Annotated in this window: 21 protein-coding genes and 1 tRNA gene; 4 read left to right on the forward strand and 18 right to left on the reverse strand. The window is 58.6% G+C overall.

All coding sequences use genetic code 11. From position 1 onward, the window contains the following. Nucleotides 1-20: 20 nt before the first annotated feature. The 5 genes from J5276_RS19825 to cpdR form a co-directional block, all read right to left on the reverse strand. Nucleotides 21-1,022, reverse strand: a complete 1,002-nt coding sequence (locus tag J5276_RS19825) for an ABC transporter permease (RefSeq protein ID WP_112154889.1) — start codon at nucleotides 1,020-1,022, stop codon at nucleotides 21-23. A gap of 12 nt (nucleotides 1,023-1,034) precedes the next feature. Next, a complete protein-coding gene (locus J5276_RS19830) occupies nucleotides 1,035-2,555 on the reverse strand; it encodes a sugar ABC transporter ATP-binding protein (RefSeq protein ID WP_112154888.1) in 1,521 nt (506 codons plus the stop codon). A 69-nt stretch (nucleotides 2,556-2,624) separates the two neighbouring features. Beyond that, the gene (locus tag J5276_RS19835) at nucleotides 2,625-3,638 is read right to left on the reverse strand and encodes a substrate-binding domain-containing protein (protein WP_003511565.1); all 1,014 of its coding nucleotides are present in this window, start codon (nucleotides 3,636-3,638) and stop codon (nucleotides 2,625-2,627) included. Between the two features lie 554 nt (nucleotides 3,639-4,192). Continuing rightward, nucleotides 4,193-4,267 (reverse strand) — tRNA-Val (locus tag J5276_RS19840). 81 nt (nucleotides 4,268-4,348) lie between these two features. Then, nucleotides 4,349-4,711: a cell cycle two-component system response regulator CpdR gene (cpdR, locus tag J5276_RS19845; protein ID WP_003497910.1), complete on the reverse strand. Its 363-nt coding sequence runs from the start codon at nucleotides 4,709-4,711 to the stop codon at nucleotides 4,349-4,351. A 181-nt stretch (nucleotides 4,712-4,892) separates the two neighbouring features. On the opposite strand from cpdR, the gene J5276_RS19850 reads away from it, so the two are divergent. Together J5276_RS19850 and hisN are read left to right on the forward strand one after the other, a co-directional pair. Beyond that, nucleotides 4,893-5,777 (forward strand): N-formylglutamate amidohydrolase, encoded by an 885-nt coding sequence (locus tag J5276_RS19850; protein WP_065704484.1) that lies wholly within the window; start codon nucleotides 4,893-4,895, stop codon nucleotides 5,775-5,777. 320 nt (nucleotides 5,778-6,097) lie between these two features. Then, nucleotides 6,098-6,874, forward strand: coding sequence for a histidinol-phosphatase (gene hisN, locus J5276_RS19855; protein ID WP_013761929.1), 777 nt, complete (start codon nucleotides 6,098-6,100; stop codon nucleotides 6,872-6,874). Nucleotides 6,875-6,927: 53 nt separating this feature from the next. Here the strand turns inward: hisN and J5276_RS19860 are convergent, their stop codons facing one another. Continuing rightward, nucleotides 6,928-7,869, reverse strand: a complete 942-nt coding sequence (locus J5276_RS19860; RefSeq protein ID WP_065704486.1) for an alpha/beta fold hydrolase — start codon at nucleotides 7,867-7,869, stop codon at nucleotides 6,928-6,930. Nucleotides 7,870-8,254: 385 nt separating this feature from the next. On the opposite strand from J5276_RS19860, the gene hspL reads away from it, so the two are divergent. Continuing rightward, nucleotides 8,255-8,737, forward strand: a complete 483-nt coding sequence (gene hspL / locus J5276_RS19865; RefSeq protein ID WP_003511572.1) for a heat shock protein HspL — start codon at nucleotides 8,255-8,257, stop codon at nucleotides 8,735-8,737. 66 nt (nucleotides 8,738-8,803) lie between these two features. Here the strand turns inward: hspL and J5276_RS19870 are convergent, their stop codons facing one another. Next, the gene (locus tag J5276_RS19870; protein ID WP_025595317.1) at nucleotides 8,804-9,823 is read right to left on the reverse strand and encodes a bile acid:sodium symporter family protein; all 1,020 of its coding nucleotides are present in this window, start codon (nucleotides 9,821-9,823) and stop codon (nucleotides 8,804-8,806) included. A gap of 99 nt (nucleotides 9,824-9,922) precedes the next feature. Here J5276_RS19870 and J5276_RS19875 point away from each other — a divergent pair, with 99 nt between their 5' ends. Further along, the gene (locus tag J5276_RS19875; RefSeq protein WP_065704488.1) at nucleotides 9,923-10,783 is read left to right on the forward strand and encodes a LysR substrate-binding domain-containing protein; all 861 of its coding nucleotides are present in this window, start codon (nucleotides 9,923-9,925) and stop codon (nucleotides 10,781-10,783) included. 18 nt (nucleotides 10,784-10,801) lie between these two features. Here the strand turns inward: J5276_RS19875 and glpK are convergent, their stop codons facing one another. The 11 genes from glpK to J5276_RS19930 all read right to left on the reverse strand — a co-directional run bounded on the left by glpK (nucleotide 10,802) and on the right by J5276_RS19930 (nucleotide 25,098). Next, complete coding sequence (gene glpK, locus J5276_RS19880) at nucleotides 10,802-12,301, reverse strand: glycerol kinase GlpK (protein WP_003511578.1); 1,500 nt, start codon at nucleotides 12,299-12,301, stop codon at nucleotides 10,802-10,804. Between the two features lie 69 nt (nucleotides 12,302-12,370). Further along, nucleotides 12,371-14,092 carry an ABC transporter substrate-binding protein gene (locus tag J5276_RS19885; protein WP_003511579.1) on the reverse strand — a complete coding sequence of 574 codons (1,722 nt, stop codon included), beginning with the start codon at nucleotides 14,090-14,092 and terminating at the stop codon, nucleotides 12,371-12,373. A gap of 76 nt (nucleotides 14,093-14,168) precedes the next feature. Then, nucleotides 14,169-14,462, reverse strand: coding sequence for a DUF2160 domain-containing protein (locus J5276_RS19890; RefSeq protein ID WP_013761935.1), 294 nt, complete (start codon nucleotides 14,460-14,462; stop codon nucleotides 14,169-14,171). A gap of 1 nt (nucleotide 14,463) precedes the next feature. Next, on the reverse strand, nucleotides 14,464-15,387 hold the full coding sequence (locus J5276_RS19895) for a carbohydrate ABC transporter permease (protein ID WP_003511581.1): 924 nt from the start codon (nucleotides 15,385-15,387) through the stop codon (nucleotides 14,464-14,466). A 3-nt stretch (nucleotides 15,388-15,390) separates the two neighbouring features. Further along, nucleotides 15,391-16,257: a carbohydrate ABC transporter permease gene (locus J5276_RS19900; protein WP_003511582.1), complete on the reverse strand. Its 867-nt coding sequence runs from the start codon at nucleotides 16,255-16,257 to the stop codon at nucleotides 15,391-15,393. A gap of 2 nt (nucleotides 16,258-16,259) precedes the next feature. Further along, nucleotides 16,260-17,330: an ABC transporter ATP-binding protein gene (locus tag J5276_RS19905; protein WP_013761936.1), complete on the reverse strand. Its 1,071-nt coding sequence runs from the start codon at nucleotides 17,328-17,330 to the stop codon at nucleotides 16,260-16,262. A 13-nt stretch (nucleotides 17,331-17,343) separates the two neighbouring features. Then, the gene (locus J5276_RS19910) at nucleotides 17,344-18,414 is read right to left on the reverse strand and encodes an ABC transporter ATP-binding protein (protein ID WP_013761937.1); all 1,071 of its coding nucleotides are present in this window, start codon (nucleotides 18,412-18,414) and stop codon (nucleotides 17,344-17,346) included. A gap of 38 nt (nucleotides 18,415-18,452) precedes the next feature. Beyond that, nucleotides 18,453-19,976, reverse strand: a complete 1,524-nt coding sequence (locus J5276_RS19915; protein ID WP_019564992.1) for a glycerol-3-phosphate dehydrogenase — start codon at nucleotides 19,974-19,976, stop codon at nucleotides 18,453-18,455. Between the two features lie 108 nt (nucleotides 19,977-20,084). Beyond that, nucleotides 20,085-20,858, reverse strand: coding sequence for a DeoR/GlpR family DNA-binding transcription regulator (locus tag J5276_RS19920; RefSeq protein WP_003511588.1), 774 nt, complete (start codon nucleotides 20,856-20,858; stop codon nucleotides 20,085-20,087). 141 nt (nucleotides 20,859-20,999) lie between these two features. Further along, the gene (cysG, locus tag J5276_RS19925; RefSeq protein ID WP_003511589.1) at nucleotides 21,000-22,478 is read right to left on the reverse strand and encodes a siroheme synthase CysG; all 1,479 of its coding nucleotides are present in this window, start codon (nucleotides 22,476-22,478) and stop codon (nucleotides 21,000-21,002) included. Continuing rightward, nucleotides 22,450-25,098: a nitrate reductase gene (locus tag J5276_RS19930; RefSeq protein WP_174012140.1), complete on the reverse strand. Its 2,649-nt coding sequence runs from the start codon at nucleotides 25,096-25,098 to the stop codon at nucleotides 22,450-22,452. Before J5276_RS19930 ends, cysG begins: the two co-directional genes overlap by 29 nt. Nucleotides 25,099-25,236 lie beyond the last annotated feature (138 nt).

Here is a 25,236-nt window from a genome sequence, read left to right on the forward strand (position 1 = left end):
TCTCCAATTACCACAGGCGCTCAGCGGCGACGCTTGACAAGATAGTGGTCGAACAGGACCGCCGTCAGCAATATGCTTCCCCTGATGATGTCCTGCCAGTAGACAGACACATTGAGCAAGGCAAGTGAACTGGAAACGACCGACAGAAGGATCGCCCCGAGGATTGCGCCGAGAATGGTGCCCGAGCCGCCCGAAAGGCTGGCGCCGCCGATGACCGCGGCTGCAATCACGTTAAGTTCCATGCCGACTCCGAAGCTCGGCTGTGCTGACCCGAAGCGGGCCATGTAGATCACGCCTGCGAAACCGCACAGCATCGAACAAAGCGTGGTGGTGGCAAACACCACCCGGCCGACGCGGATGCCGGAATAAGCCGCCGCTTTCGGATTGCTGCCGGTATAGAACACCTTACGGAATGCCGTCGTGCGCCGCAGCAAGAGATCGAAGCAGACGACCACCACCGCGAATATGATCAGCACCAGCGGAATGCCGCCAAGCGCGCCCTGGCCGATGAATTTGAATTCCGGAGGCAGCGAGTAGAGACCGAGCGGCCGGCCCCCCGTTGCGAGCAGGCAGACGCCGCGCGCAATCACCATGACGCCGAGCGATACGATGAAGTGATGCAGGCCGATGACCGTTGTCAGAAATCCCATGGCCATGCCGACCAACGTGGTGAGGCAGATTGCCAGCCCGGCCGCGATCCAGGGATCGACACCGTTGAGGAATAGCCAGCCAGCCGCAACCATCGCAAGCGCCGTGACGGAACCGACGGATAGATCAATGCCGCCCGAGATTAACAGGATCGTCATGCCGACCACGACGATGCTTTCGATGGCGAAAACCATCGCCATGGCCCGCAGATTGTCGACCGTCAGGAAATACGGGGATATGAACGACATCACCGCGAAAAGGGCGAGGATGATGACGATAAGTCCGGTCTCCCGTGCCTTGAGCGCCGGTTCCCACCAGCCTGTGCGGCGAACCGCCACTTCTGCAATGCCCGAAGGTGTTTCCGATGTTGCCATTTTCCCGCTCCCTCAGGCCCCTGTCGGGCTCTCTGCAATATTGATCGATGCAAGCTGCATGATCTTTTCTTCCGTCATGTCCTCACCCTCAACCTCGCCGGCAATGCGCCCCTCGCGCACGACCAGTACGCGGTCGCTGACACCGATGAGTTCCGGCAATTCAGAGGATATGACGATCACGCCCACACCCTCGCGTGCCAATTCCCGGATCTGGCGGTGGATTTCGGCCTTTGCGCCCACATCCACCCCGCGTGTCGGCTCGTCGAGAAAGACGACCTGTGGCTCCACCGACAGCATCTTTGCCAGTGCCACCTTCTGCTGGTTGCCGCCGCTCAAGGTGGAGACAGCGTCACCGACGCTGTTTGCCCGCAATTTCAGCCGGCGTCCCAACTCGTCGGCGCGCTTAATTTCCTTGCGCCGTTCGATAAAGCCCATGCCGTTTGATATCCTGCCGACATCGAGCGCCGAGACATTCGCGGCAATGGACATGTTGAGAAACAGCCCGTCGCCCTTGCGGTCTTCTGACAGATAGACCAGCCCCTCCCGAATGCTGTCGCGATAGTCCTTGAGCCTCAACGGCCGGCCGCGCAACGTAACCTCGCCTTTTGGTTTTCCCTCCAGCCGGCAGACCGCACGGACAATTTCGCTTCGACCTGCGCCGATCAGGCCGGCGAGCCCGAGGATTTCGCCCCGGCGCAGATCGAAATCGACATCGAAAACGCGCTTTCCCTCGTTCAGTCCCCGAACAGAGAGAATGACGTCACTCGATTTCTCTTCTTCTGCAAGTTTCGGTGGGTAGAGCTTGTCGAGCACCCGTCCCACCATGCTGTTGACGACTTCCTCCGGAGAAATCTCGGAGATATTCTCCGTCCTGATGTGGCAACCGTCGCGCATCACCGTGATGCGGTCGCAATGCTCAAAAATCTCCGCCATCCGGTGCGAGATATAGATGATCGCAATTCCGCGTTCCGCCAGCCGGTGCATGATCCGGAAAAGGGTCTGGGCCTCGGTTTCGGTCAAAGCCGCCGTCGGCTCATCAAGGATCAGGATACGGCAGTCCAGCGTCAGCGCCTTGGCAATCTCGACGATCTGCTGTTGCGAAATCGACAGATCACCGGCGCGGCTGGCGGGATCGATATCGCCGATTTCCTTGAGGATGGTTGCCGCCCGCTTGCCAAGATCGCGATAATTCATGAACCAGGATTTGCTTTGGCCGGTCTCCGACATGAACATGTTTTCGGCAACCGAAATTTCCGGGCAAAGCGCAATCTCCTGATGCACGAAACCGATACCGAGCCGGTTCGCCGCATTGGGCGAGGATATTTTGACCGGTTTGCCGTCCAGCAGGATTTCGCCGCCATCGGGCTGCAAAATGCCATCGATAATATGCATCAGCGTCGATTTACCGGCGCCGTTTTCACCCGCGAGCGCATGGATTTCTCCCCGCCGCAGCTCAAAGGCAGCACTGCGTAACGCCCGCACGGGCCCGAACGCCTTGTGAATATTCGTCATGTTGAGGATGACCTCGCCCATAACGCCCCTCCCGAACGTGGCTCCCCTTTGCCGGCGAGGCGTAAACCTCGCCGGTTTCAGGGCGGCGCGTCAGCGCCCCTTCATATAGTCATTGAGATCAAAGGAAGCGGCGTTCGCCTTGGTAATCACGGCGAAACCATTGTCCATCGAAGGAACCTGCATCGGGTTGAAGCCCGATACCTTGTAGTCGTTGAAGGGGTCGATCAGATCCGAATGGGCACCCAGAAAGGTGTTCATGAAACCCATGAAGCCCTGAACGCCCTGATTGGGATTGATGGACATGTAGATGTTGCCCTGCTTGATGTGCTCCAGCGTCGCCGGGGTAATATCCGCATGCAGGATCAGGACCTTCTTCTTGGCCTCGAGAACAGCGGTCGTTGCGCCTTCAGCCGAGCCGGCTTCAGGAATCCACAATGCGCCGAGATTGGGGTTGGCCTGCAACAGGGCACCCACCGCCTGATAGGCGACGTTTGCATCCTGGTTGGTCGCCTGGCGGCCGACGAGCTTCATTTCTGGATAGGTGCGCCCCATGTAATCGATCAGTGCGGTGACGCGCAGATCATGGTTGCTTTGGCCCGGATTTTCGAGAACGGCATATTCGCCCTTCTTGCCCAGCTTCTTGACGATCTCGTCAGCCGCAAATTTCGCCTCGGCAACATTGTCCGAGGTGATATAGGCGGTGCGTTTCGACTTCGGCGAATCCGCCGCAAAAGTCGTCACCGAGACACCGGAGTCGATCGCTTTGTTGATCGGTTCGATAAAGGGATCGGCCTGCATCGGATGCAGCAATATACCCTTCGGCTTCTTCACCAGTTCCTGCTCGAAGGACGCGATCTGCTTGGTGATGTCGTATTCGGGCGTGCCGGTGAAAACGGCCTCGCAGCCCAAGGCCTTCGCGGCCTGCTTGAAACCTTCAAAGACCGGCACCCAGTAGGGGTGGCTCGAAACCATGACGTTCATCACATAGGTCTCGCCCGGTTCACAGGCGAATTTGCCCGCAGCAGCGGCCTGAGAGCCGGCGCCTGCGGAAATCGCCACGGCTAAGACACCCGCGGCAACGGTCGATTTCAGAAAAGCCAACATATTCCCCTCCCAAGGACAATGACCAACCCGCAATAAATTTTAAGTCGTGTAATTTATTGCATGACGTTTGAGATATCGGGAAACCGGGCAAGCGTCAATCCGGTTTGAATTTTATTTTTTTGAGTGAAATTTATTGCGGAGCGCATGGATAGTTTGGACGCTGCCTACAGGATAGCCCGTCGCTCGAGCGAACTCCGCGGATCGAATAGGCAGTCAATCTGCTTGCCTATACCAATCAGCTGGCGGCAGTCGGATGTCTTAAGACCAAGGGATGGCAAGGCGCGATGCACTCAGGACGCCAAATGGCGGGCAGCACGCAAACGCTTCGGTTCATCACGCCCTCCTCCATGTCCATGCCGCATGGAAGGCCGCTAAGTCCTCCTGCCGATCCTCTTTGCCCTAGTTGGAGTGGTATTTATGACGGTGTCGCAGCGTGTTCCTGTGATGGGACCGTTGACGCATACTCCATAGGGGACAGGTTCGATTGACACTGAGGCCACTATGCAAAAAGGCCCTGCGATTTCTCGCAAGGCCTTGATATTTAAGAATTCGGATGGTGGGCGTGACAGGGATTGAACCTGTGACCCCTACGATGTCAACGTAGTGCTCTCCCGCTGAGCTACACGCCCTCCGTGGCGGCGGATAGACCACAAAACCGGTTCATGCGTCAACTGCTTTTTTTCGGTTTTGTGAAGGTTTTTTGAGACCCCTTACGCCACAAGGAGTTTGTTGACCTCATCCACCAGATCGCGAAGATGGAACGGCTTGGAAAGCACCTTGGCATCCTTTGGAGCCTTCGAATCGGCGTTCAGCGCGACGGCCGCAAAGCCGGTGATGAACATGACTTTCAGGTCGGGGTCGAGTTCAGTCGCGCGCCGGGCCAACTCGATGCCATCCATTTCGGGCATGACGATATCTGTCAGCAACAGCGAGAAAGGCTCTTCGCGAAGCCGGTCGTAAGCGCTTGCGCCATTGTCGAAGGAAGAAACCTTGTAACCGGCTTTTTCCAGCGCCTTGACGAGAAAGCGGCGCATATCGTTATCGTCTTCAGCGAGAAGAATTTTCTGATTCATCATAAGTGACCGTAACTGCTCAATGTTTGAGATACCCTAGCCCGATTATAGGATTTTCACGGTAAATATCATGTGAACACAAGAATCGGTATAGCGCTGCATGGTCGATAGTATGGACTTGCCGCACCGTAACTGGCAACATGAACATCCTGATAGTTTACGACATGGTAAATGGCACTGAATGGACTGGATAACGGGTGAATACGAGCTGTTCGAAGTAACGGAACCTGCCGTTCAAACCCTGCCATTCGTCTATAATTCACCCCATAGCGGTCGCTGTTACCCCATCTCCTTTCTGGAATCGGCGCGGCTTGATTCGCACGAGATCCGGCGCTCGGAAGATCATTTCGTTGACGAGCTGTTCGCCGCTGCGCCCGACATCGGTGCGCCGCTGCTGAAAGCCAATTTTCCCCGCGCGTATCTCGACGTCAATCGCGAGCCCTACGAGCTTGATCCGCGCATGTTCGAAGGCACTCTGCCTCCCTACGCCAATATCGGCTCCATGCGGGTTGCCGGCGGCCTGGGAACGGTACCCCGTATCGTCGCTGAGAATATGGACATCTATGCCAACCGCCTGCCGGTGGACGAGGCGCTGTCACGGATCGAGACGATTTACAAACCCTACCACGCCTGCCTGCGCCGGCTGCTGTCACGCACCCACGCCAATTTCGGCATGGCGGTACTGATCGATTGCCATTCGATGCCGGGCAATATCCGCGTTGCCGGCTCGAACCTGCGGCCGGATGTCATTATAGGCGATCGCTACGGCACCAGTGCTTCCCAGGAGGTCTCCCGCGCCGCTCTGCATTTTCTTGAAGAACTGGGTTTCGTTGCGGTCTGCAACAAGCCCTATGCCGGCGGCTTCATCACGGAACATTACGGCCGACCGATCCGCTCTCTTCACGCGCTCCAGATCGAGGTCAATCGGGCGCTGTACGTCGATGAAAAAACGCTTTCGAAGAAAGCAGATTTTCCCGCCATTCAGGCATCGCTTGAAATCTTCATGCGCCAGCTCGGCGTTTTCGTTTCGGAATACGCGATCGAAACCTCGCTCGCCGCCGAATAACACATCAAATTCCAGGATATTTCAGATCTCTGTTCCAAACCGCCTGGCCACGCTCCGGGCAAAAAAAACCGCGCCTTGGCGCGGTCAAGTCTAGGGAGGAAACACCCAAGGAGGGTATTTACAGTCAAAGACTGCAGGATCACGCTACGCATTATATGCACAATTGTCAATCATTTTATTTTATGCACTTTTTTTAGGCTTATGCTGAAAATTTGGAATCGGCCTTGCTTGCATCCGTACGTGTGGACGGCGGGTGCAATTCCGGTCTATGCATTTCGCCATACAATTCAGGCCCAATAATTCAGGCAATGAGGTTTCGCATGCTGCCCGACCGGGATTTCTTCTTCAAACTTGCCGAAGCCGCCAGCGCTGAAACGCTTCCCCGCTTCCGCACAGGCATTGCCGTCACCAACAAGGAGGACGGCGGCTATGACCCGGTGACGGAAGGCGATCAGGCAGCAGAAAGCGCCATTCGCGCCCTCATCGAGGCACGTTTCCCGCAACACGGCATTCTTGGTGAAGAACACGGCAATGTCGGTCTCGATCGGGAACATATCTGGGTTATCGATCCGATTGACGGCACACGCGCCTTCATTTCCGGCGTGCCGGTCTGGGGCACGCTGATCGGCTTCCAGTCGGCCGGCCGCGCTTCGATGGGCATCATGGACCAGCCCTTCACGAAAGAGCGTTATTTCGCCGACGGCGAGGCCGCATGGTATTTCGGGCCGGATGGTGAACGCAAGATCCGCACGCGCGAATGCGCTTCGCTGTCGGATGCTGTGCTGTTCACCACGACACCCCATATCTTCACGACGGAAGAAAAGCCCCTTTACGACAAGGTGCAGGATCAGGTTCGCCTTTTCCGTTATGGCGTGGATTGTTACGCCTATTGCCTGCTTGCCGCCGGCCATGTCGATCTGGTGATCGAATCGGGCTTGAAGCCCTATGATGTCGGCGCCCTCATTCCGGTGATTGAACAGGCGGGTGGCATCATCACCACCTGGGATGGGGGTCGTCCGGAAAATGGCGGCCGCATTCTGGCAGCCGGTTCCAAAGCCGTGCACGAACAGGCGCTCGCCATTCTTTCAAAACTGTAGATGGTGCGACTGACGGGGATGGCGCAAACCGCGCCATTCCCGTCATCGCCGCGTCATTCCGGCGCGAAAAAGGCGTCGATGGCCGCCAGCGCCTGTTTGCGGAAAACGTCGCGCTCATGCAGCAATTCATGGCGCGCGCCGGTTATGGGAAGAAGCTGCGCCGCGCGGAAGTTGCGCGAGAGTTCCTCCTGCGCCTTATAGGGCGTGATCGTATCCAGCATCGGCGCAAGAATGAGGGTGGGAATGGTTATGTCCGTCAGATGGTCCTGACGGGTCACCCGACCCATCGTTTTCAGCGCTTCATAAACCCATCGCGCTGTCGGTGCGCCGATGAAGAGTTCCGGAAATTGCCGATGCAGCGCAAGATTTCTGGCAAAACGTCTGGCGTCAGAGGTCAGCGGGTTGCCATCGAAATCCCGTTCGCGCTGATCCCTGCCGAGCTGAAGCTTTCCAAGACCCAACAGGCTTAAAGCGGTCGCGACCAGCCGGATGACGGACGAAGGAACGGATTGCTGGCTGTCCAGCTCGATAAAGGGCGAACAAAGCGCCAGACGGTCGATCCTGTTCGACAGGCCGGGTGCTGCGGCCAGTGCTGCAAGTGCGCCGGTTGAATGCGCGATCATGAAGAATGGCAGCCGGGTATCCGGCAGCACCACCTGTTCGAGAAACAAACTTATATCGCGCTTGTAGTCGGAAAAACGTCGTACATGCCCGGCGCCTGGCTTCTTCAGCAGCCGTTCGGAACCGCCCTGCCCGCGCGTATCGAAGGTCGCGACCCAGAATCCCATGGCCGTAAGATCGCTGACGGTCTCGAGATATTTCTCGATACATTCGTTGCGACCATGCAGCAGAACCACGGTTCCGCGCGCAATGTGTCGGCTGGCGCGGAAGATCGCGTATCGAAGCTGTTTGCCGCCGTGGCCGGTGAAATAACCGACGGTATGGTTGCCGGGAACCGGGTTGTCTTCGCTCTCGCGCAATGTGGCTTCGATCATCGGTCTTTTCCGGCTTCTCTGCCTTTTCGGGATAGGTCGGCGGCGGCGGAAGGTCAAAGAAAAAATTGCCGGAACCGTCGGTTAAAGCAGTCGCGGTTCCGGCGAATAGGACAGAAGAAGAAGGGACGTTATTGCTTCTGCCACGGAGCATGTCTCCGATGACGGATATTTATGGCTCTCAAACTGAACGATGCTGGAACCGGATGTTCAGCGATGGTTCATCTTGTTGTCGCCCTTTCCGCTTTAATTCGCCCCCTTGACGGAGCGCCAAGCCATTCCCATCTCATTCATGCGGCCGCCAGAACGGGGCCGCGCCATATGTCCGGCCGTCGCCAGAACGGGACGCCGGATCAACCGCAAACAGTCGCTTCATAAGGAGGACACCATGCGTCACGTCGATTTTTCCCCCCTCTATCGCTCCACCGTCGGTTTCGACCGTCTTTTTTCGATGCTCGACGGCCTCGGCCAGCCCGAACAGGCCCAGTCCTATCCGCCCTATAACATCGAGCGGACGGGTGAAAACGCCTATCGTATAACCATGGCGGTTGCAGGTTTCGATGAAACGGAACTCAGCATAGAATCCCGTGCCAATACGCTGACGGTGAAAGCCGAGAAGGCTGCAGATGAGAAGTCGTCTGAAGGCGAGTTCCTGTATCGCGGCATTGCCACGCGCGCTTTCGAACGCCGCTTCCAGATGGCCGATCATGTCGAAGTCCAGACCGCTTCCCTGAAGAATGGCCTGCTTCACATCGATCTCGTCCGCAATATTCCGGAAGCCATGAAACCGCGCCGCATCGCGATCTCCTCCGACAGCGCAGATGCGCCGAAGACGATCGAAGCACAGGTCACGCCGGCCCAGGTCAACTAAGCCGATCCGGATGTCAAACGAACGGCCCCGTAAGGGGCCGTTTTTTGTTTGCCGAAAATTCAGCCCTCAGCGGGTGGATACTGCCGCGCCTTCCGCAGCGACAGTTTCCGTTATCGCTGCTTTTTCATGGGCCTTGCGGGCATAACGCTGGGCCAGCACTGCGCAGACCATCAGCTGAATCTGATGGAAGAGCATGATTGGCAATACGATTGCGCCGATGCTCTGGCCGGCGAAGATCGCTCCTGCCATGGGCACGCCGCTGGCAAGGCTCTTCTTCGACCCGCAGAAGGTGATGGTGATTTCATCCGCCTTGTCGAAACCGAGCGCCCGGCTGCCGAACATCGTCACGCAGAGAACAAGCGCCAGAAGAACGATATTGATGCCGATGACAACGCCGATATCGCGCACGGAAAACGTCTGCCATATGCCTTCGATAACTGCTTCGGAGAAGGCAAGATAGACCACCATCAGGATGGAACCGCGATCGACCGGCGACAGCAATTTCTTGCGTGCCCTGATCCAGTCACCGATCCACGGCTGCAGCACCTGGCCGGCGATGAAGGGCAAGAGCAGTTGCAGGAAGATTTGCAGGAACGCATCCAGCGAAAATCCACCACCATGGCCACCGACCGTGAACAGCAGCCCGACCAGCAGCGGCGTCAGCACCATGCCGAAAATATTCGAGGCGGAGGCTGAACAGATCGCGGCAGGCACGTTTCCGCCTGCCATGGATGTGAAGGCGATGGACGATTGCACCGTCGACGGCAGGACGCAGAGAAACAGCACACCCATATAAAGCGGTGCCGGCAGAATGCTCTCGGGAATGAAACCGATCGCCACGCCCAGCAATGGGAAAAGGCCGAAGGTGACGAGAAGGATCGCCATGTGCAGGCGCCAGTGCAAGATACCCGCAATCACCACATCCCGCGACAGCCGCGCGCCGTGGAGAAAAAACAGCAATGCGATTGCCAGTTTCGTGGCAAGCCCGAAATACACCGCTGGCTGTCCGCTGATCGGCAAAAGGGAAGCCAGGATCACGGTGGCCACCAGCATCATGGTGAAACGGTCAGGCAGGAAGCGGGTCATGGGAGGTCTTTCCGACATCGGTTTTTCTTGAAATATCCCATACTATCGCTCATCATGAATTCGGATGCAAAGACTAACAGTTATCACGATATGAGATAAATGCTGAACCTTCAACATCTTGCCAGCTTCGTGATGCTTCAGCAAACCGGCAGCTTCACGCTGGCTGCGGAGCGGCTGGGCATCGGCCAATCCACCGTCAGCCAGCATATTCAGCGGCTTGAGGCGGCACTTGGCCGTCGGTTGATTGCGCGCAGCACCCATCAGGTGAAGCTGACGGGCGAAGGCGAGGCGCTGCTCGGTTATGCCCGCAATATGCTGGAGATCGACAGCAGGGTTTCATCGCTGTTCAGCGAAAACCGCCTGCGCGGGCGCTTAAGGCTCGGCGTTTCCGAGGATTTCGTCGCCAGCCGGCTCACCGCCATTCTGGAAGAATTCATCCGCCTCTATCCCTTGGTCGATCTGGAGCTGACGGTGTCGCTGAGCGGCGTGCTTTACCAGATGCAGGATAATGGCGAGTTGGACGTCGTGCTCGCGAAACGTCGACTCGGTGATAAGCTCGGCCACTTCCTGTACCGCGAACCTCTGGTATGGCTCGCGCGTGACCCGGAGCGAATGCTGAGCCAACCGGACGCCCTGCCGTTGATCGCCTTTCCGCCGCCAAGCATTACTCGAAAGGCGGCACAGGAAGCGCTGGATCGGGCAGGTCTCGCGTGGCGGATCGTCTGCACCTGCGGCAGCCTTAGCGGACTGACCGCTGCCGCAAGGGCGGGCATGGGGATCCTCGTGCAACCGCGCAGCATGGCGCCAGCCGGCCTCAGGGAGATTGAGGCTGATGTGCTGCCGGCGCTCGAAGACGTAGAATTCGTGCTTCAGCCAAGTAAGGGCGCGGACACAAAACTGGTACGCGCCCTTTCCGATCTGGTATCCAGCAAGAGCATCGCACCGGGCAGTTTTGCGTAAAAAAGACGCTTGCTTGCGTCAATCTTCCCGTTTCGAGAGGCAGCGGCCAACACTATCACGCCACCCCGCGATGGCGCTCTTACGCTCAGTCTCATCCATATCTGGCAGAAAACGGCGATCCCGTTTCCAATGGGCGGCAAAGGCCTCCCGGTCCGGCCAGATGCCGGCGCGCGATGCTGCGAGCCATGCCGCACCGAGAATGGTGGTTTCCAGAAATACCGGCCGGTCGACCGGTGCAGCGAGAATGTCCGCCAGCCGCTGCATGGTCCAATCCGAGGCAACCATGCCGCCATCGACCCGGAGCACCGTCTTGCCATTGTCGCCCGCCCAGTCGTTGCGCATGGCGTCCAGAAGATCGAAGGTCTGATAGGCGACACTTTCGAGAGCCGCACGGGCAAACTCCGCAGGGCCGGTGCCACGCGTCAGGCCGAAAATCGCGCCCCGCGCTTCGGCATCCCAATAGGGCGCGCCAAGGCCGGTGAAGGCCGGCACGAGATAAACCCGCTGCTTGGGATCAGCCTTTTCGGCAAGCGCGCTGACTTCAGACGCGACCGATATGAAACCGAGCTCGTCACGCAGCCATTGCACGGCGGCGCCGGCAATGAAGATCGAGCCTTCGAGCGCATAGGTCGTCACGCCATCGAGGCGATAGGCAATGGTCGTCAGCAACCGGTTTGTCGAGGCGACCCGGTCGGTGCCGGTATTGAGAAGCGCAAAGCAGCCGGTGCCATAGGTCGATTTCATCATGCCGGGTTCGAAGCAGGCGTTACCGATAACGGCAGCCTGCTGATCACCGGCGACGCCGAGGATCGGAATTTCCGCACCCAGAAGCGCCTTGTCCGTTACGCCGAAATCGGCAGCGCAATCAAGCACCTCCGGCAGCATGGCGCGGGGAATGTCGAGGATGGACAGCAATTCGTCATCCCAGGCATTGTCCTCGATATTGTAGATCAGCGTTCGCGAGGCATTGGTAGCGTCGGTCACATGGCGGCGACCGCCGGTGAGGCGATAGATCAGGAAACTGTCAACCGTGCCGAAGCAGATTTCGCCCTTCACGGCTTTTTCGCGAAGGCCGCTGACGCTGTCGAGAAGCCATTTCAGCTTCGTGCCGGAAAAGTAGGGGTCGAGCAGCAGACCGGTCTTTTTCGAAAAGAGCGGCTCCAGCCCCCTTCGTTTCAGATCCTCGCAAATTGGTGCAGCACGGCGATCCTGCCAGACAACGGCCCGATGCACGGCCTCACCCGTATTACGGTCCCACAGCACAGTCGTTTCGCGCTGGTTGGTGATGCCGATCGCCTCGATATCGGAAGCGGAGATACCGGCATCGGCAAGCGCCAGCCGGATTGTTTCAAGCACGCTTTTCCAGATATCCTCGGCATCGTGTTCGACCCAGCCGGAGGCCGGGAAATGCTGCGGAAATTCTCGCTGGCCGACACCGATGACCCGCATGTCGCGATCAAAGACCATCGACCTTGTCGATGTCGTCCCCTGATCGATCGCCAGAATATAACCGCCCATTATGTCACTCCCTTTCAAACGCAATGACGGGGCGGCAAAGCCGCCCCGGTTTAAGATTTCACGCAGACATTACTTCTGCCAGCTTTTGACCAGCTCGTCGTAATTGACGGTGACCGGCTTTTCCTTTTCGTTGGCAATCTTCAGCTGCGGTGCCAGATTACCCTTCGAAACGGCGTCCTTGTTCCAGTAGTCGATATCGTGTTCTTCCGCCAGTTTTGGGCCGATATCGCCCTGCACACCGGCGCGCTCGATACGGGCCATGACTTTTTCCTGCTCGGCGCAGAGCGAGTCCATTGCGGCTTGAGCGGTTTTGGCACCCGAAGATGCATCGCCAATTGCCTGCCACCAGAGCTGTGCCAGCTTCGGATAGTCAGGCACGTTGGTGCCGGTTGGCGACCATTGCACGCGAGCGGGCGAGCGATAGAACTCGATCAGACCACCAAGCTTGGCGGCCCGGTCCGTGAAGCTCTTGTGATGGATGGTGGTATCGCGAATGAAGGTCAGACCAACATGGCTCTTCTTCACATCCACGGTCTTGGAAGTTACGAACTGCGCATAAAGCCATGCGGCCTTGGCGCGATCGTCAGGGGTGGATTTCATCAGCGTCCACGAACCCACGTCCTGATAACCGAGCTTCATGCCGTCCTTCCAGTAGACGCCATGCGGGGAAGGTGCGACGCGCCATTTCGGCGAACCGTCCTCGTTCACGACAGGCAGGCCGGGCTTGGCCATATCGGCAGTGAAGGCCGTGTACCAAAAGATCTGCTGGGCAATGTTACCCTGCGCCGGCACCGGACCGGATTCGGAGAAGGTCATGCCCTGCGCTTCTGGCGGCGCAAATTTCTTCAGCCATTCGAGATATTTCTCGATGGAATAGACCGACGCCGGACCGTTGGTATCGCCGCCGCGTGCCACGCAAGAGCCGACCGGCTGCGACTTGTCGTTGACCTTGATGCCCCATTCATCGACAGGCAGGCCGTTTGGCAGGCCCTTGTCGCCGTTGCCGGCCATGGAAAGCCAGGCATCGGTGAAGCGCCAGCCAAGCGACGGGTCCTTCTTGCCATAGTCCATATGGCCGAAGACCTTCTTGCCGCCGACATCACGGCCGGTGAAGAATTCGGCAATATCCTCATAGGCCGACCAGTTTACGGGCACACCAAGGTCGTAGCCGTATTTGGCCTTGAAATCGGCCTTGTTCTTGTCGTCGTTGAACCAGTCGTAGCGGAACCAGTACAGGTTCGCGAATTGCTGGTCGGGAAGCTGGTAGAGCTTCTTGTCCGGTGCCGTCGTAAAGGCGCTGCCGATGAAGTCCTTGAGATCTAGGCCGGGATTGGTGACGTCCTTGCCCTCATTGGCCATGAAATCCGTGAGGTTGCGCACCTGCTGGTAACGCCAATGCGTGCCGATGAGGTCGCTGTCATTCACCCACCCGTCATAGAGGTTCTGGCCGGTCTGCATCTGGGTCTGAATCTTTTCGACGACGTCACCTTCCTGGATGATGTCGTGCGTGACCTTGATGCCGGTAATAGCGGTAAACGCCGGTGCCAGGACCTTCGATTCATATTCATGTGTTGTCAGGGATTCGGAAACGACCTTGATGTCCATGCCAGCAAAAGGTTTTGCGGCATCGATAAACCATTGCAGTTCCTTTTCCTGATCTGCACGCGAAAGCGACGACATATCGCCGATTTCCTTGTCCAGAAATTGCTTTGCCTCCTCCATTCCGGCGAAAGCGGAACCTGTCATTGCCAGCAGCATGGCTGCCGTCGTCGTCATCAGATGCCGTCGCATATCAGTCCTCCCAAGGGTTGCGATTGCACGAAGTCTGCCGGGTGCGGTTTTCCTCCGCCGCACCGTTCTTCCTGCTCTAGACGAAACGGAAAACGCCAATTGCGTAAACCGCCGACAGAGCGAGAGCCCACCACAGGTTCGGGCCGATCAGCCCGAGCCATGCAAGATGAATGAAAGCGCTGCCGAGCAGCGAAATGAACAACCTGTCGCCACGCGTTGTCTCGAAGCGCAGCAGGCCGAAGCGGGGGTTGCCGCCGGGCGAGAGCTGTTCCCAGAACCACATCCCAACCAGCAACACGGCGATGGCACCGAAAAACGCGGCCGTCTGCCAGGTCCATGCCATCCAGGTAAAATCGGGCATCTTCGTCATGTCAAACCCTCCCCAGCGCAAAGCCCTTGGCGATGTAATTGCGAACAAACCAGATCACCAGCGCACCGGGAATGAGCGTCAGCACGCCGGCGGCGGCAAGCAGTCCCCAGTCCATGCCGGCGGCAGAAACGGTTCTCGTCATGGTCGCGGCGATCGGCTTGGCGTCAGTCGTCGTCAGCGTGCGGGCGATCAGAAGCTCGACCCACGAGAACATGAAGCTGAAGAAACAGGCGACACCGATGCCGGAGGCAATGAGCGGCATGAAAATCTTCACGAAGAATTTCGGGAAGGAATAGCCGTCAATATAGGCGGTCTCGTCGATTTCCTTCGGTACACCCGACATGAAACCTTCGAGAATCCACACCGCCAGCGGCACGTTGAACAGGCAATGCGCCAGCGCCACGGCAATATGCGTGTCGATCAGCCCGAAAGCGGAATAGAGCTGGAAGAAGGGCAGCGCGAAGACGGCAGGTGGCGCCATGCGGTTGGTCAAAAGCCAGAAGAACAGGTGCTTGTCGCCCAGGAAGCGGTAACGCGAGAAGGCATAGGCCGCCGGGAGGGCCGCCGAGACCGAGATCACCATATTCATGACGACGTAGATGATCGAGTTGATGTAACCCGAATACCAGGATGAATCCGTGAAGATCGTCCGATAATTCTGCAACGTCGGCTGGTGCGGATAAAGCGTCATCGACGAGACGATTTCTGTGTTCGTCTTGAAGCTCATATTGATAAGCCAGTAGATCGGCACGAGCAGCAGGATGATGTAGATCGTCGGCACCAGCCAGGAAAAGCGCGATGGCCCATGGCGGCGGCGCGATCGTGAATTCGCAGCAAGGCCTGATATTCTCGCCGAACTGGCTCTTACCGGTGGATTGCCGATACCGTTGAGTTCCACGCTTGTGGTGACATCAGAGGCGCTCATGTCTCAAGTCTCCGCGTCGTGGCTGGTCATCACGGTGTAGAACACCCAGGACAACAGCAGGATGATGAGGAAGTAGATCAGCGACATGGCCGCCGCGGGACCCAGATCGAACTGGCCGAGCGCTACCTTGACGAGATCGATGGACAGGAAGGTGGTGGAATTTCCGGGGCCGCCGCCGGTGACGACGAAAGGCTCGGTATAGATCATAAAGCTGTCCATGAAGCGCAGCAGGAATGCGATGAGCAGCACCCGCTTCATCTTCGGCAACTGAATGAACCGGAAAACCGCAAAACGCGATGCGCCATCGATCCTTGCTGCCTGATAATAGGCATCCGGAATGGAGACGAGGCTGGCGTAGCACAGGAGGACGACGAGGCTTGTCCAGTGCCACACATCCATGATGACGACGGTGATCCATGCGTCGACGGGATCGTTGACGTAGTTGTAATCAAGCCCAAGCTGATTGGCGTAATAACCCAGCAACCCGATATCGCTGCGGCCGAACACCTGCCAGATCGTGCCTACCACATTCCATGGCACCAAAAGCGGCAGCGCCATGGTGACGAGGCAGACCGGCACGCCGATGCCGGATTTGGGCATCTTGAGCGCGATGAATATGCCGAGCGGAATTTCAATCGCCAAAATGATGCCGGAAAATACCAGATTGCGTCCGAGCGCGTTCCAGAAACGGTCGGAGCCAAGAATTTCCTGAAACCATTGGGTTCCCGCCCAGAAGAACTGGTTGTTGCCGAAGGTATCCTGCACCGAATAGTTCACGACCGTCATCAGCGGGATGACGGCGGAAAAGGCGACCAGCACCAGAACCGGCAGCACCATGAACCACGCTTTGTTGTTCCAGGTCTTTTCCATGGTCAGGCCCCCATCTTCACACGCCAGGAATCGGCAAAGACACCGATAGCGGCCGGATCGAAGCGAACACCCGCTTCTGCCGGAATGTCCTCCTCCTCCGGAACGACAATCGCAAGCTTTTGGCCGGCGAACCGGGCGCGAACGATCTTTTGCCGGCCGATATCCTCGACCTTGTCGACGGTGATGGGCATGCCACCCCGCTCCAGCCGAACGAATTCCGGGCGGATGCCGATTTCGATCCGCTTCGATCCATCCACCACCGGCACGCCGGCAAGCGGAACGCCAAGGCCGCCGACAACCGCCGTTGCGCCATCGATGCTGGCAGGCATCACATTCATGCCGGGCGAACCGATGAAGTAACCGACGAACGTATGTCCCGGGCGTTCGAAAAGCTCGGCGGGTGTGCCGATCTGGACGATCTGACCGTCATACATGACCACCACCTTGTCGGCGAAAGTCAGCGCTTCGGTCTGGTCGTGCGTAACGTAGACCATGGTGAAACCGGACTGGCGGTGGAGGCGCTTCAACTGTGAGCGCAGCACCCATTTCATATGCGGATCGATCACCGTCAGCGGCTCGTCGAAGAGGATGGCATTGACGTCGGATCGCACCAACCCGCGCGCCAGCGAAATTTTCTGCTTCTGGTCCGCCGTAAGTCCGCGCGCGTGGCGTTTGGCCATGCCGGAAAGATCGGTCATCTCGAGAATTTCCCGCACACGGCGGTCGACTTCGGCTTCCGGCACTTGCCGGTTGCGCAGCGGAAAAGCCAGATTGTCATAGACTGTCATCGTGTCGTAAACGACCGGGAACTGGAATACCTGGGCGATGTTGCGATCTTCGGTGGAAAGATCGGTGACATCCGTTCCGTCAAAGGCGATGCGACCTTCCGAGGGGCGCAGCAAGCCGGAAATGATGTTGAGCAACGTGGTCTTGCCGCAGCCGGAAGGGCCAAGCAGCGCATAGGCACCGCCATCCTCCCATTCGTGATGAACTTCCTTCAGGGCATAATCACCTGCCGCCTGCGCCTTGGCGTTGTAAGCGTGGCGGATATGATCGAGCGTGATGCGTGCCATGATCGATCTCCCCTTAAGCCGCTTCGCCGATGGCGTGGCCGTGTGTATCGAAAGCCATCAGGTGCCGCGTATCGAGAAACAGTTCGATCTCCGTGTCCGGCTCGATGTCGTGAATGCCCTGCGCCAGCATCACCCAACGCTGGCCAGAAAATTCCACATGTACGAAGCTTTCCGATCCGGCGATCTCCGAGATCAGTGTCCGCGCCCGGATGGATTGCGCCGCCTGTCCCTTTTGCTGGGGGAAAAGATGATGTGGCTGGAAGGCAATGGTCACTGGACCGTCAGGCATGGCAGCAAGATGCGCCGGCACCGGCACAACCGCATGGTCGGCGCGCGTGAAGGCGCCGCCCGTCTTGATGACCTCGATGGTGTTGAGTGGCGGATCGGCAAATATTTTCGCGGTTACTATATCCACCGGACGCCTGTAAACTTCGATCGTGCGGCTGAATTGCGTTACCTTGCCCTCGTTAAGCGTCGCGGTATTGCCACCAAGCAGCAGAGCTTCGGAGGGTTCCGTCGTGGCGTAAACAAAGATCGCACCGGATTCGGCAAAGATGCGCGGCAATTCCTCACGCAACTCCTCACGCAGCTTGTAATCGAGATTTGCGAGCGGCTCGTCGAGGAGCACCAGATTGGCGTTTTTGACGATGGCGCGGGCAAGTGCCGTGCGTTGTTGCTGGCCACCGGAGAGGTTGAGAGGCGTACGATCGAGATAGGGCGTCAGCCTCAGAAGCTCGGCGGCCTTCCTCACCTCCCTGTCGATCGTTGCCTTGTCCTTGCCGGCAACGCGCATCGGCGAGGCGATGTTTTCATAAACGCTGAGCGCCGGATAATTGATGAACTGCTGATAGACCATGGCGACGTTGCGCTTCTGAACCGGCCAGCCCGTCACGTCCTCCCCATTAAAGAGAATCGTACCGCCACTTGGCTTGTCCAGCCCGGCCATCAGCCGCATGAGTGTCGTCTTGCCCGAAAGTGTCGGTCCAAGCAGGACGTTCAGGCTTCCGCGCTGCAACGTCAGATCGGTCGGGTGAATATGATATTCACCGCCGGCCATCTTCGAGACGTTTCGCAATTCAAGCATGGTGATCCAAAGCCTCCTCCGCTTTTTGATTCGGATCGTCAGATTGCCTTCAAGCGTCCACCTGCAATGTCATCGATATAATCCTCCAGCCCGCGCACCTCTTCTTGGGTAAAGAAAAGCCCCTGCTTGGTGCGGCGCCACAGAATATCCTCCGCCGTCAGCGCCCATTCCCGGGCCATCAGCCAGCGCACCTCGGCCTCATAAAGCGTGCCGCCGAAATGCCGTCCCAGCCCTGCCATGTCCCCGGCATTGCCAATAATCGACGCGGCGTCCGTTCCGTAGCAGCGGATGAGCCGCTTCGCATGCCTCTCATCGAGGAAAGGATAACGCGACCGCAGGGCCGTGACCTCTCCCGCATAAGCCTCGGCACCGAAATTTCCGCCCGGCAAATGTGAACCTGCCGTCCACGGCGAGCCCTTTTCACCCAGCGCATCACCGATTTTTTCAAGAGCATGTTCGGCAAGCCGCCGATAGGTGGTGAGCTTGCCACCGAAGATATTGAGAAGCGGCGCTTCGCCTTCAGCTCCTTCGGTTTTCAGCACATAATCGCGGGTTGCCTCCTGCGCTTTCGATGCGCCGTCGTCAAACAGCGGCCGCACGCCGGAATAGGTCCAGACGATATCGGCCGACGTCACCGGTTCAGCGAAATATTCGCTCGCCGCGTTGCAAAGATAGCTGATCTCCTCGTCGCTGATCTTAACAGCCCGGGGGTCGGCGGTATAGTCGCGATCCGTCGTGCCGATCAGGGTAAAATCCTGCTCATACGGGATGGCGAAGATGATGCGCCCGTCCGGGTTCTGGAAAAAATAGGCGCGCGGATCGGAAAACTTCTTGCGCACGATGATGTGGCTGCCCTGCACGAGGCGGACATTGTGGACATTGTTTTTACCGAATGTCGCAGCCAGAACCTTGTCCACCCAGGGACCTGCCGCATTTACCAGCATGCGCGCCCGGTAGGTCGCGGTTTCTCCGGCACCATTTTTAGTTTCGACCCGCCAGAAGGCGCCTTCGCGCCGTGCCGAAACGACCTGCGTGCGGTTGAGGATCAAGGCACCGCGATCGGCGGCATCGCGGGCATTCAGCACCACAAGACGGGCATCGTCCACCCAGCCGTCAGAATATTCGAAAGCCCGGGCAAAAATCGGCTTCAGCGGTTTCCCTGCGGGATCACGGCGCAGATCGAGCGAGCGGGTGGCGGGCAAAAGCTTGCGGCCGCCGAGATGGTCATAAAGAAAAAGCCCGAGACGCACGAGCCAGGCCGGGCGCACGCCGCCCTTCTGGAATGGCAGAACAAAGCGCATAGGCCAGATGATGTGCGGCGCCATGGCCCACAACACCTCGCGCTCCATCAGCGCTTCTCGCACCAGACGAAATTCGTAATGTTCGAGATAACGCAAACCGCCATGAATGAGCTTTGTGGCGGCCGAAGAGGTGCCGGAGGCAAAATCGTTCATTTCCGCAAGCGCAACGGAATAACCCCTGCCGACAGCGTCACGCGCGATGCCGCAGCCGTTGATGCCGCCGCCGATCACGAAAACATCGTGGATTGCCTCGTCAGACATGGACCCTCCCGCGCTTTCATCGACGCTCTCCTCATCGATATATTGAAAGCACGGACATCTAATTTGAAGACAAAACGAATGTCAAACGAAATTCCAGGGCGGTTCGGATCAAGGCTCCCCAACCTCGGTTTCAATCAACCTGACGTCATGATCGGCACAGATGGATCGGATCGAATCGACCGGACAATGATCGGTAATGAAGGTGTGCACCTGTGAAAGATGGCCGATGCGCACCGGCGCCGTCCGCTCGAATTTCAGTGAATCCGATACAAGAATGACGTGGCGAGCGTTGGACATGATCGCCTGGGCAACCTTGACCTCGCGAAAGTCGAAATCCAGCAAAGCGCCGTCTTCATCAATCGCAGAAACGCCGATGACGGCGAAATCGACCTTGAACTGGCGGATAAAATCCACTGCGGCCTCACCAACGATGCCGCCATCGGAACCGCGCACGACGCCGCCAGCGATCACCACCTCGATGCCCGGAAAAACCCGTAACCTGTTGGCAACATTAATATTGTTGGTGATGACCATCAGCTCGTGATGATCCGCCAGCGCTTCGCCCACCGCCTCGGTCGTCGTACCTATATTGATGAAAAGCGAGGAGTTGTTGGGGATGAGGGCAGCGGCAGCGGCGCCGATCGCCTGCTTTTCGGAGGAGGCGATCGCACGGCGTGCCTCGTATTTGACGTTTTCGTTGCCGCTCGGAAAAAGTGCGCCGCCATGGATGCGCGTCAGCACCCGCGTATCGCAGAGATCGTTGAGGTCCTTGCGGATCGTCTGTGGCGTTACCGAAAACCGCGTGGCCAGCTCGTCCACCAGCACACGCCCGCTTGCTTTCGCCAGCGCAACGATTTCATCCTGACGCGGTGTGAGCATCATTTCACCCTCCCTCCTCTTTCAATTTTTTCGTTTTATTGAAGAGCGAACGAAAAACCAATGTCAAGGGACGGTTTTGTGGCGCCGATCAGGTCCACTTGCGGAGGTATGCGAAAAACGTATCCGCACGGACCAGCAAGATTATTAGCCGGCTTTCTGAATTGACATCGGGACCGGCTCCGGCAGGCCGATCTCGGAAAACGCAGAGATTGCAGCACCAAACGCATCACCGATGCCGATCAATATAGGCTCGTTCACGCCCAGGCGCTCAACCGCCGCAGCCAGTTGCACAAGCGAACCGCACCAGCGCCGCTCATTTTCGCGGCTGACGGAAATCATGATGGCGACGGGCGTCGAGGCCGGCATGCCATGCGCCAGAAGGGCTTCCTCGATGCTGGCAGCGGTTCGCCCGCCCATGTAAAAAACCGTGGTCACGGAAGGGTTCGACAGGGACTGCCAGTCTATATTCTCCGGCAGCTTGCCCTGTCTGGAGTGCCCGGTGACGAAGCGGACCGACTGGGCGTGATCGCGGTGGGTGAGGGAAACGCCGAGCCGCGAAGCCATGGCGCTTGCCGCGGTGATGCCGGGTACGATTTCGACCGGGATGTTTTCAGCCTCCAGCGCTGCGATCTCCTCGCCGGCGCGTCCGAAAATCATCGGATCGCCGGATTTCAGCCGCACTACCCTTTTGCCGGCCTTGGCAAGGCGGATCATCATGTCGTTAATATCTTCCTGCTTGCAGCTTTCCCGGCCGCCGCGCTTGCCAACCAGCATGCGCTTCGCTTCCCGCCGCGCCAGTTCCAGCACCTCGGATGAAACGAGATCGTCAAACAGAATGACATCCGCCGCCTGCAGGGCGCGTACCGCTTTCAGCGTCAGCAGCTCGGCATCGCCCGGTCCGGCACCGACCAGCGTCACAAGGCCGCGTGCCGATCCTTTCCGACCTGCCTGCGCGCCGATGTCTGTCAGCAGCCTTTCTTCGCTGCCCTCATCCAGCCTTTCGGTAAACGCCCGGTCGACAAATTTCTCCCAGAATGAACGCCGCGCCGGGCCGGGCGCGAGGCGTATATTGACCCGCTCTCGGATGGTCTGGGCAAGCGCGCCCCAATCCTTGAGAGCGAGCGGCAGCAAAGTCTCGATGCGCCGGCGAATGGCCTGCGCCAGAATGGGTGCGGCGCCATCGGTGGAGATCGACACCACCACCGGCGAACGATTGACGATGGAGCCAAACTGGAACTGGCAGAATTCCGGCTTGTCGATGACATTGACAGGCACGCCGGCTGAGCGCGCGGCATTGTAAAATCGTCCCGCCTCTTCGTCGGTTTCACAATCCGCCAGCGCCAGTTCCGCGCCTTTGAAACTATCCGGACCCCAGGAACGGTCATGCCATGTCAGCATCTGGCTTGTCGAGACGAGCGCCTTAAAGCATTCCGAAAGCTCGCTTTCCTCGCAATAGAGGTGAAGTTCCGCCCCGCAGGCAAGCAGTAGCTCCGCTTTCCATGCGGCCCCATCCGATCCGCCCGCCAGCACCACGCGCTTGCCCTCAAGCCCCCAGAAGACCGGCAACTTGGCGAGCTTCTCCATGCGGTTCGGTTCATTCCGCTGCGGTTTTAAGGCATCCATCGATGATCCCCCTGATCTCGGCGCGGCAGGAGCCGCAATTGGTTCCGGCATTCAACGCAGCACCTATGGCTTCGACGCTGTGGCAGCCATTGCGGATGGCGGCCGTGATCTGGTTGACCCCGACATTGAAGCAGGAGCAGACCGTCGCCCCCGGATCGGCGCGGCCGGCGCCGGGACGCCCGGCGACTAGCGCAAAACGCATGCGCAAATCCTCATGGCGTTCGTTCAGCTGTGAAATCGCCCAGTTGCGGGCAACGGCCACCGGCTCTCTGGCGACGAACAGCGCTGCCAGCAGGGTATCACCGTCGAAGAAAGCAAGCCGCAGATTGCCCGTCTGCCGGTCACTGTAACCCAGAGGCTCAACCCTGATATCGATGCCGAAAACCTGTCGCGCCCAGAGCGTCCAGTCCTGCGGCTGTTCCTCGAAGGCAAGCTCCATGCGGTAGCCGCCATCCGCCTTCGCAACTGCCCAATAGGCGCAGCCCGGCGCATCAGGCCGGGTGCGGGCAATCGCAAATCCATAGGCTTTCGCTACAAAACGTCGTGCACTCACGCCGACATTCTTCGAAGCGGGCTGGCCGGAATGTGGGTCCGTGACCGCTGGCACGAGCATATCGATGCGGGCCTGCGAGGCGAACTGGTCGTTCCAGTGCATCGGCGCAAACACAGCTCCCCGTGCCTGCCTCTCGCTGACCAGAGCCCGCAGCAGGACCTTGCCGTGCGGGCTTTCAATCTCCACCAGATCGGCGCTTTCGATTCCCAGCAACTGTGCATCGCGCGGGTGAAGTTCGGCAAAGGGTTCAGCGATATGGGCAGTGAGCCGCGCGCTTTTGCCGGTACGGGTCATGGTGTGCCATTGGTCGCGGATGCGGCCGGTGTTCAGCGTCAGCGGGTAGTCCGCCGATGTCCTGCCGGTCTCCGGCAGTGCCGTGGCGATGAAGCGGGCCTTGCTATCCGCATGGAAAAAGCGGCCATCCGCGAAAAAGCGGGTCGTGGCGGCTTCACCGGGTTCGGCTTTTGGCCATTGAAACGGTGTCATCGTATCGTAGGAATCACGGTCGATCCCGCCGATATCGAAATCGCGGCTTCCGGCGTTCTCGAAGCCGGAGAGAGCGGCATGCTCGGCGAAAACCTCAGAAGGTTGCCGGTAGCCGAAGGCGGCGTCAAAACCCATGCGCCGTCCAACTTCGGCGAATTGCCACCAGTCGGCCTTTGCTTCGCCGGGCGCGTCAAGAAAACCGCGCTGGCGGGAAATACGTCGTTCGGAATTGGTGACCGTGCCGTCCTTTTCACCCCAGCCGAGCGATGGCAACAGCACATGAGCGTGGCGGGCGGTATCGGTATTGGCGATGACATCGGACACCACGACAAAGGGACAGGCCTTGATCGCCGCCTCGACGGCACCGGCATCCGGCATGGAAACGACGGGGTTGGTTGCCATGATCCACAGCGCCTTGATGCGGCCATCGGCAACTGCCCGGAACATATCCACGGCCTTGAGGCCAGGCTTCTGCGCAATCGCCGGCGAGGCCCAGAAGCGCTGCACGCGGTCGCGGTCTTCAGCGTTCTCGATGGCCATATGGGCCGCCAGCATATTGGCAAGCCCGCCCACCTCGCGTCCGCCCATGGCGTTGGGCTGGCCGGTCAGCGAAAACGGCCCCATGCCCGGCCGGCCGATGCGGCCTGTGGCGAGGTGGCAATTGATGATGGCGTTGACCTTGTCGGTGCCGCTTTGCGACTGGTTGACGCCCTGACTGTAGCAGGTGACGGTTTTTTGCGTGCGTTCGAACAATTCGTAAAAGGAAATCAGTTCCGCGATTGTCAGACCGGTCTTGTCGGCAATCTCCGGCAGGCTGTGCCCGGTCGCTGCCTGCATCGCGGCATCGAGGCCGACAGTGTGGTTTCCAACATAAGCACTATCGAACGCGGAACTGCCGGAAAGATGGGCCAGAAGACCGGTAAACAGCGCCACATCTCCATCCGGGCGGATGGCGAGGTGCATATCGGCAATATCTGCGCTCATCGTCCGGCGCGGATCGATGACCACCACCTTCATGTCCGGCCGCGCCGCCTTTGCGGCAGCAAGCCGTTGATAGAGGACGGGATGACACCAGGCGAGATTGGATCCGGTGAGGATTACCAGATCGGCAAGCTCCATATCCTCATAGGTGCCGGGCACCGTATCGGCCCCGAAGGCGCGGCGATGGCCGGCGACCGAAGACGACATGCAAAGCCGTGAATTCGTATCGATATTGGCCGATCCGATGAAACCCTTCATCAGCTTGTTGGCGAGGTAATAATCCTCCGTCAGCAATTGGCCGGAAACGTAAAAGGCCACCGAATCCGGGCCGTGCTCGGAAATGGCCTCGGAAAATCTTGAAGCAACGAGTTGAAGCGCTTCGTCCCATGCCACTCGCTTTCCGTGGATTTCGGGATGGAGCAGCCGTCCGTCGAGGTCGATGGTCTCGGCCAGAGCCGAACCCTTGGAACACAGCCGACCGAAGTTGGCTGGGTGGTCTGGATCGCCTTTGAAGGAAACGATGCCGTCATCGGCAACGGTGGCGATGACACCGCAGCCGACACCGCAGTAGGGACAGGTGGTTTTCGTTTCAACGGGCATGGGTTTGCCCCCTGAGCAAGTGGCGTTTACCCCCCTCTGCCCTGCCGGACATCTGCCCCTCAAAGGGGTAGATCAATTGTGGCACCGGCTCTATTTTACAGCTTGCGTCTCCGACAACAGAGATGAAGCGAGAAGCGT

It is taken from the genome of Agrobacterium sp. S7/73, assembly GCF_019355535.1.
Classification (GTDB): Bacteria; Pseudomonadota; Alphaproteobacteria; order Rhizobiales; family Rhizobiaceae; genus Agrobacterium; species Agrobacterium tumefaciens.